The sequence below is a fragment of the Roseburia sp. 1XD42-69 genome, assembly GCF_003612565.1.
Classification (GTDB): domain Bacteria; phylum Bacillota; class Clostridia; order Lachnospirales; family Lachnospiraceae; genus Roseburia_B.
This window is the reverse complement of sequence record NZ_RAZG01000103.1, coordinates 1-7,825: the sequence shown is the minus strand read 5'-3', so window position 1 is coordinate 7,825 and position 7,825 is coordinate 1. Positions and strand designations below refer to the sequence as shown.

11 protein-coding genes and 2 pseudogenes are annotated in these 7,825 nt (G+C 41.8%); 11 read left to right on the top strand and 2 right to left on the bottom strand.

The features are described 5' to 3' along the window. Positions 1-112 precede the first annotated feature (112 nt). From D7Y06_RS22755 to D7Y06_RS22740, 4 genes are read left to right on the top strand one after another with little or no spacing between them, the layout of a single operon-like run. On the top strand, positions 113-697 hold the full coding sequence (locus D7Y06_RS22755) for a GNAT family N-acetyltransferase (RefSeq protein ID WP_120409844.1): 585 nt from the start codon (positions 113-115) through the stop codon (positions 695-697). Between the two features lie 49 nt (positions 698-746). Beyond that, on the top strand, positions 747-1,166 hold the full coding sequence (locus D7Y06_RS22750; protein WP_120409843.1) for a hypothetical protein: 420 nt from the start codon (positions 747-749) through the stop codon (positions 1,164-1,166). Between the two features lie 43 nt (positions 1,167-1,209). Continuing rightward, positions 1,210-1,950: a Type 1 glutamine amidotransferase-like domain-containing protein gene (locus tag D7Y06_RS22745; RefSeq protein WP_120409842.1), complete on the top strand. Its 741-nt coding sequence runs from the start codon at positions 1,210-1,212 to the stop codon at positions 1,948-1,950. Positions 1,951-2,009: 59 nt separating this feature from the next. Then, positions 2,010-2,207, top strand: coding sequence for a hypothetical protein (locus tag D7Y06_RS22740; protein WP_120409841.1), 198 nt, complete (start codon positions 2,010-2,012; stop codon positions 2,205-2,207). A 93-nt stretch (positions 2,208-2,300) separates the two neighbouring features. Here the strand turns inward: D7Y06_RS22740 and D7Y06_RS22735 are convergent, their stop codons facing one another. Next, on the bottom strand, positions 2,301-3,107 hold the full coding sequence (locus D7Y06_RS22735) for a helix-turn-helix domain-containing protein (protein WP_120409840.1): 807 nt from the start codon (positions 3,105-3,107) through the stop codon (positions 2,301-2,303). A gap of 219 nt (positions 3,108-3,326) precedes the next feature. Between D7Y06_RS22735 and D7Y06_RS27770 the strand changes: the two genes are divergently transcribed. The 7 genes and pseudogenes from D7Y06_RS27770 to D7Y06_RS27420 form a co-directional block, all read left to right on the top strand. Then, positions 3,327-3,452 (top strand): hypothetical protein, encoded by a 126-nt coding sequence (locus D7Y06_RS27770; RefSeq protein ID WP_256387251.1) that lies wholly within the window; start codon positions 3,327-3,329, stop codon positions 3,450-3,452. Positions 3,453-3,600: 148 nt separating this feature from the next. Further along, positions 3,601-3,927 (top strand): GntR family transcriptional regulator, encoded by a 327-nt coding sequence (locus D7Y06_RS22725; RefSeq protein ID WP_120409847.1) that lies wholly within the window; start codon positions 3,601-3,603, stop codon positions 3,925-3,927. Between the two features lie 76 nt (positions 3,928-4,003). After that, positions 4,004-4,558 (top strand): flavodoxin family protein, encoded by a 555-nt coding sequence (locus tag D7Y06_RS22720; RefSeq protein WP_120409839.1) that lies wholly within the window; start codon positions 4,004-4,006, stop codon positions 4,556-4,558. A gap of 394 nt (positions 4,559-4,952) precedes the next feature. Beyond that, positions 4,953-5,099: a hypothetical protein gene (locus D7Y06_RS26185; protein WP_158591466.1), complete on the top strand. Its 147-nt coding sequence runs from the start codon at positions 4,953-4,955 to the stop codon at positions 5,097-5,099. A gap of 31 nt (positions 5,100-5,130) precedes the next feature. Next, positions 5,131-6,513: a serine/arginine repetitive matrix protein 2 gene (locus tag D7Y06_RS22710; protein WP_120409837.1), complete on the top strand. Its 1,383-nt coding sequence runs from the start codon at positions 5,131-5,133 to the stop codon at positions 6,511-6,513. Positions 6,514-6,660: 147 nt separating this feature from the next. Beyond that, positions 6,661-7,302: a CHC2 zinc finger domain-containing protein gene (locus D7Y06_RS22705; RefSeq protein ID WP_120409846.1), complete on the top strand. Its 642-nt coding sequence runs from the start codon at positions 6,661-6,663 to the stop codon at positions 7,300-7,302. After that, positions 7,259-7,666 (top strand): annotated as a pseudogene (locus D7Y06_RS27420) (virulence-associated E family protein); the annotation flags it as partial. The gene D7Y06_RS22705 and the pseudogene D7Y06_RS27420, both read left to right, overlap by 44 nt. Positions 7,667-7,744: 78 nt before the next feature. On the opposite strand, the pseudogene mobC reads toward D7Y06_RS27420, so the two are convergent. After that, positions 7,745-7,825: pseudogene (mobC, locus tag D7Y06_RS26665) on the bottom strand (plasmid mobilization relaxosome protein MobC); the annotation flags it as partial.

The following is a 7,825-nucleotide window of genomic DNA, read 5'->3' as shown; positions in this document are numbered from 1 at the left end:
TTAGGCCAAATCGAAAATGGTGTAAACGAAGGGGCAGTTCCCTGCAATGTCAAAACTGCTTTTTCGTTTACCCCATCATCGATTGTAACCTAAAGAATTTGGAGGCAAACTGATGGATAGAAATTATGAAATAATAGAATTACCCAAGGAAAACTGGAAAGGTGTGGCCATACCATTAGTGACTAAAAGCGATAGTTTCTATGATTTGATAATTGAACCAATGGATTGTAGCGGATGCAAGATTTCATTGATTAGAAAGAGAGCGGAAAAGGAAATTGTTCATACTCCAGAGGAATATGATTTTCCAGATTCCTTGTATCAGGAGCATTGGGAGAAAGCGGAAGCGTATGGCATAGTAAGCGATAGTGGGGATTTGCTGGCTTGTATAGAGGTATGCCCTGAAGAATGGTCGAACAGGCTTATGGTAACAGAATTATGGGTATCAGATGAACTCCGCAATAAGGGTATTGGGAAAAGTCTGATGGATAAAGCAAAAAAGATTGCCATGAAGCAAAAAAGGCGTGCCATAATTTTGGAAACTCAATCATGTAATGTGAATGCAATAGGCTTTTATCTTCATGAAGGATTTGAACTGATTGGGTTTGACACATGCTGTTATACAAACAATGATATTAAAAGGAGGGAAGTAAGAATCAATTTGGGATACTTCTTTAACAGAGAAGAACAGAGATGGTAAATCAGAATTTATCCGTAAAATAAACAAAACATAACAGGAGGCATAAATAATGGATTTTTGTGTTGAATGGCTTAATCATTTATTGAATTCGCTAGATGAAAATTGTGATAGCTGTTTATTTGAAAATTGTGCAAAGTTACATTATCAAGTAAATGGAATGGATAATATATTGGAGAAATATGTGGGGAATTTGCCCTCATTTATTTCATTTTTGGAAAAAGAATGGGGCTGGGAGATTACATATAGTGAAGATGGACAGCAACTATTAGTTGATGAAAACAAAGATTTTTGTGTATGTCCTATTGCAAATAATATACAAGGGAAAGCTTTGGGTAAACTTTGTAATTGTTCTGAAAAATTTGCGGAGCAAATATTTTCAAGAGTTTGTCAAAAAAATATAAATGCAAAAGTAAAACGTTCTGTTTTGCGTGATGGGCAATCCTGTATTTATGAGATAAGTGGTTTATAGATAAGTGATGTGAAGAAAAATCGGGAATTATGGAGGTAGAAAAATGAGAATAATAATGACAAGCTCTATAGGTGGCTCGATAAAGGAAAATGGTAAAAAAATACCAGCACCATTATTGGGGGATAACAATTTTTTAGAAAAAATTCAAAATGAGTGGATTCACAATTCTAAAGTGATGATTATCGCAGCTTCGCCTGATGACTATGAAAGAAATGATATGATTTGTGAATGTTTTACACAATCATTCCCTATGAGTGGACTAAGTATTTCTTGTATGGAGATATGCGATAATAGAAATGAAAAATTAGCAGACAAAATTAAAGAAATGGATGTTGTGCTGTTAGCAGGAGGACATGTGCCAACACAAAATAACTTCTTTCATAGAATTGGTTTGAAAAACAGACTGGAAGATTTTAATGGACTTCTAATTTCTTGGAGTGCAGGTTCTATGAATTGTGCTGACATTGTGTATGCTGGACCTGAAATGGAAGGAGAAGCAATCGACCCTAATTATACGAGATGGATTCAGGGACTTGGTATCACTAATATAAATATACTTCCTCATTTTCAAAGCCTGAGAGAGGAATGGCTTGACGGGTTTCGTTTGATTGAAGATATCACATTTGAAGATAGTATGGGACATGAGATAATTGCTTTGAATGATGGAAGCTATATAACTATTGAAGATGGTGTTACTAGACTTTTTGGAGAAGCATATAAAATTATAGATGGAAAGATTGAAATAATTTGCCAAAATGGAATGTCAATTGTTTTGAAAGAATAAGAACAAATTCCTGTTTGCGGAACTGGAAATCAGGCATTGATTAATCTAAAAGCATCATCATGGAAGAATTAAAAACGATTATGGAGGAATTCGCTGCATCTGGCTGGGATTTAATATCTGTTCCTGCCCAACAATGGTTAGTCGGAAAAGCTGATAAAGATACCTTAGTATCAGCAATCAATCAGGCAGACAAAGAATGTGGAAGCTGTGGCTGTAATTTAGACCCATTGTATAAAAGAGCTTTAGAGCTGCTTTGACAGCACTATTAATTCAATCTGCCATCTGAAAACTTCATAAGCACCACCAAAATGCCGCTGCATGGACAAAATCCAGACAGCGGCATTTCCCTGTCAGCGTTTCCGGCTTCCTAAAGGCGAATCCCTGTAGATACCGGATTTTTTCATAATGTTTTTCAAGTCCGTGCGTTCTTTTTCGGTCAGCTTTTCATAGCTGATTTGAAGTTGTGAACACATGACATAACAGAATTTATCTAATGCGTTTCCCGGAAAGCGCATGGCTTTTTCTGCATCTGCAATTATTTTCAGCGTGCTGGAATCATCCGGCGCACTCTCCGCATCAGCTTCATGCGCCAGCCGGATATCGTGGAGAATTGCGTCCCACTCCTTATGTGTGACATGGCAGAAATAATCTTCTTCCTGTATCTGTGAAGCCTGCAATGCTTTCAGTGTTGTATCTTCCTCCTCCGGCTGGTACTTCTTTAGGATTTCTGCCCTCACAGCCTCAAGCGAGGCATTGATATCCTGAAAACGCATGGTGGCGATACCGTCCACATATATTTCTGCATCTGTCATAAGGGCAGTGAAATTTTCATGCGTGGTAATTTCACAGAGCAGACGGTTGTTGATGCGCCCGCTTTTTAACAGTTCCACCATGTCATCATTGATATGCAGTTCTGTAAGTCCGGCATCTGGGCGGTTCCTGTTTTCAGTGGCACATAAAAGGTAATCCGTGGAAACACCATAAAAATCTGCAAGCTTCAGGATGGATTTGTGGCTGATTTCTTTTTTTACATCATTTTCATAGCTGCCGAGGGCGGACTTTGAAATTTGTGTCAGCTCCGCAAGTTCTTCCAGTTTTAAATGCCGCTCTATTCGTAAGTCTTTGAGCCGCTCCTGTATGGTTATGCCCTGCTTCATGGTTTTATCCCCTTTCCGGCGGCTTGTTACCTGCCGCCATACTGATTATACCACACCATTCCGCAAACATGGAATTTTTTGATTTTTATATTCCATTCCTGATTTATGGATATACGGGAATGGGAACAAAAATGTTCTATGATAGTATCAGTTCATCGATGGATTACTCCAATCGCATGACCGGGCTGATGGGATATGCTCCCCAGACGAAGTGGCGCCATGAACTGTGGAAGGAATGAAAATCCCCGCTGCAGCGAGCGCACCAGAGGGAACAAAACGCTGCCGGAGAAACCGGGGGGCAGGAACGGCATCAGGAAGAACCGGCTGGACTGTACTAAAATATGAATAACACAGTATGCAGGCAGAGGGCTTACTCTGCCCTGCCTGCATTGACAGGGGCTTAAAGCGGCATGAAAAGACAGGCTCTGTCCTGAATGTTTCTGTCCAAAACAGCCCCAAAATAATACACAAAATGAAAGGAGAAAACAGACAAATGGAATATGAATTTATGACAGCAGCCACGCCGCTGCCGCCCTGTATGCCATTCCCAAAAGCATTGGCAGGACTTCCAATCAGCAGCACGGCAAAGGTGATGTATTGTAAGATGCTGGATGCCATGATTACAAAAAAGCTGGAGGATGAGAACGGAATCCTGTTTGTATATTTTCCTGTCAGGCAGCTTGCCGCTGAACTCTCCCGGTGTGAGATGACAGTTAAGCGTTCACTGAACGAACTGGAAAATGTGGGGCTGATTATGCGGGTAAGGCAGAGGGGATTTGCGGAGCTGAACCGCATATACATTTTCATACCGAAAGTATAATCAGGTATTCCCAAAAATGGTGAATAGATGTATAATAAATCCGAAAATAAACTGGGATTTAGCAGAGGAGATTATAATGAAAACTTTGATATTAAATGGCTCTCCAAGAAAAAATGGTGATACTGCCAGTCTTATTGAGAAAATTACTGAAAAAATTGTAGGAGAATATAGAATTGTAGATGCTTATAGGTGCAATATTTCGCCCTGTTTTGATTGTAGGTATTGTTGGGAAAATAGTGGGTGTGTTATAAATGATGAAATGCAAGGGATATATAAATACATACAAGAATGTGACAACATTATGATTGCTTCGCCGCTTTATTTTTCGGAATTGACTGGAAAATTATTAGATGTTGGAAGTAGACTTCAAACATATTTTTGTGCCAGATTTTTTAGAAAAGAAGAACCTATTATAAAATCTAAAAAGGGTGCAATTGTATTAGTTGGTGGAGGCGATGGTCATATAGACACTGCTTATAGTACAGCTTGTACGCTTTTGCATCATATGAACTGCTATAACATTCATGAGGTGGTATATAGCCATAATACTAATGAAAAACCTGCAATTGATGATGAAAACGCACTTTTGGGACTAAATAGTATTTTAGATTTTTTCGGAAATAAAGAATAAGGCGAATTCCCATTTATCGGGATGACATAAAACACTTTACACAAATATTTTGGGCAGTGACATCATAAAAACGCCACTGCTTTTTTATTGTAAAACTAAATATGATACAGGACAAACGAAACAGCCAGTTATCGAAAAACTTTCAGTGAAAGTGTATCGTAAACTGGCTTTTCTTTTGCAAAAGTTTCCGACAGGGAATTTGCAAAAACGCAGGAATTTTGACCGAGCCATTTTCAGGAATGGTAAAGGGAATTAGCCTGTGGCGAAAGTACAGAGTGCGGCAAGGTCTATGCTCCGCTTCGGTCGGTGCTGGACAAGTGCAACTGGTACTTAGCATTCTTTGAGAAGGGTACAGGGAGCGAAGCTTCCCTGTGCAGGTCAAGGGCGGCAGCCATTGCCCAGTAGAGTTGATGCTTGCGTCGGCTCATACTGGGTATTGCCTGACGCTGGAATCGGCAGGACTGGCAGCAAAGCTGCCTTTCTCCCAAGCTCCGCTTTGGGAGAAAATGAGCGGAACTGCCCGGCAGTTTCCGTCGAATAGAAAATTGGACGAAGGGGGAAAAGACGATTGAATGAAACTGACAAGGCATAACGGCAGAGCTGGAAAAAATGGCGTTTACAATCCCAAGCATAATGACCGCAGATTTGACATTGAAAACAGCGAGCATATAGATGCGGACAAGGCAAATCAAAATATTTATTGGGACTGCTACACCGGATTTTCTTCTGCAAAGATAAGGGAGCATGACAAAGAAAATGATTACTCTTTTGAAAAGATTGAACAGCTTTACTACTTTGAACATTACGCAGACCACATACAGGCGCAGAATGAGCGGAACGAGAAAACAAGACACACCGAGCGCAATCGGACAGTGACAGATTTACTCACAAATAATAAAACGTGTCCCGAAGAAAGCATTTATCAAATCGGCACGATTGATGAGTCTGTATCGGGAGAAATGTTAGCTAAGATAGCGACAGAATTTTTTGCAGAAATCGAAGAAAAATTCGGCACTCATGTACACATCTTAGACTGGGCATTACATCTTGACGAGGGCACTCCGCATATCCATGAAAGGCACGTTTTTGACTGCAAAAATAATTACGGAGAACTGTGTCCCCAGCAGGAAAAAGCGCTTGAAGAATTAGGCGTACCACTCCCCAATCCCGACAAGAAAAAAGGCAGGAACAACAACCGCAAACAGACCTTTGATGCGGAATGCCGGAAGATGCTTTTCCGTATCTGTGAAAAGCAAAATCTCCACTTACAGACGGAACCGACTTATGGCGGCAGGGGCTATCTGGAAAAACAGGATTTTATCATTGAAAAACAGAAAGATACAATCTCTGTGCAGAAAGATATTCTTTCCGAAAACGAACAGACAATAGAGGAACAGGCGAAGAAAATCCAGAAGGCAGAAAATACTCTATCTCAAAGGGTAAAAGTAATTGAAAAGCAGGATAAAATTATTGCGGAGAAAAATGCCGCAATTATGGAAAAACATTCTGCACTTGAAGATGTCACAATGAAACTTGCAGAGGTGGAAACGCTGGTTGACGAAGTGGCGGAACAGGCGTATGAAAAAGCCTGTGAGGCTGTTGCCAATACCGTCCGGCAGGAAACCCAGAAAGAGGATATAAAAATTCTCGATGATTATTCCAGATGGCTGTCAGCGCCGAAGCGCACTGCTGACAAAAAGTTGCGGGATTATGCGGTAAAGCGTTTGGGGGCATTGAAAGAAAAACTTATAAAATCTGCAAAAGCCACCGTGCAAAAAGTTACGGATTCTTTGCAGAAGCCGGAACACAGACAGAAAAATCTTGAACAGGTCAGGGAGAAAGCGAGGGAATCCATTAAGGACAGGCTTGCAAGGGGAAAAACAGAAGCAGACCGTCTGAACCGGGAGCGCATGGAACGCATAAGCTCGAAAGCAAAAAAGGATATGGAAATTTAAAGCATTTGCTTTTCTTTACGGAGATGGCATCTGCTTTTTTTATGCACACGGGCGCATGAGGAAATTAGCTGCTGATGCAGCATGCGCCCGGTGCGGCGGGCAGCGGAGAAGGTCACTCCCCTGCCCGATTTTCAGAAAGGAAATGGTATGAATGTATTTGAATCGGTAAAAGAAAACGTGACAGCAAGACAGGCTGCGGAGATGTATGGTATCAGGGTAAACAGAAACGGCATGGCTTGCTGCCCTTTTCATGATGATAAGCATCCCAGCATGAAAGTGGATAAACGTTTCCACTGTTTCGGCTGTCAGGAGGATGGCGATGTAATTGATTTTGCTGCTAAGCTGTACGGGCTGGACAGTCTTGGGGCAGCTGTGAAGCTGGCGGCTGATTTTGGGATTGACTATGACAGAAAAGGGCGGGCTTCTCCACGTCCTGCAAAAAAGAAATTATCGGAGGAACTGCGGTTTAAACAGGCAAGGTTACAGTGTTTCCGAATTTTATCAGACTACAATCATCTGTTGGAAAAGTGGAAAACAGAATATGCGCCGAAAGAGCCGGAGGAGGAATGGCATCCCCTGTTTGTGGAAGCTTTACAGAAGCAGACATACATCGAGTATCTGATGGATATCCTTCTGACTGGCACAGCGGAAGAAAAGGCAGAACTGATAAGGGGATATGGAAAGGAAGTGATGCGGATTGGGGAACGGATTTCAGGACTTGCCGCCTGCCGCAAGACAGACCGTGATGAACGCAGCGGATATGCTCGCCCCGACAATGACAGTCGGTGAGGTTAGAGAAAGCCTTGACACCACGCAGAAGGGACAGACGGCGAATACAATCGCAAACTGTAAGACCGTGTTCCAGTGCGATCCGCTCTTAAAAGGGGCAGTCCGTTTCAATCTCCTGACGGAACGGATTGATATTGTCCGGGAAGTCGGGTGGCGCAGGGACACCAGCGTACTTACGGACACGGACATAAAATACCTGCTCCTTTATTTCGAGGAGAACTACGGAATCACCAGTGAGAAAAAGATACAGAACGCTTTGGCGATTGCGGCAAATGAAAACTGCTACCACCCGATTCAGGATTGTTTAAAAGGGCTTGATTTACAGGGCTTTCCGGGCGTAAAATCGGATAGGCGATACTTTATACCTTTACCCCCGAAAATGGCGTTCTACTGCGTAACATTCACGAAAACAGCACCCATAAAAAGACAGGGCGCAGAAGTCATATGCGTTCCCCGTCGCGTTTACGCGGCGTGCTATCTGGTTGACGTTGACACCGATTTTCTGTATCTCTGCGGTCATTGC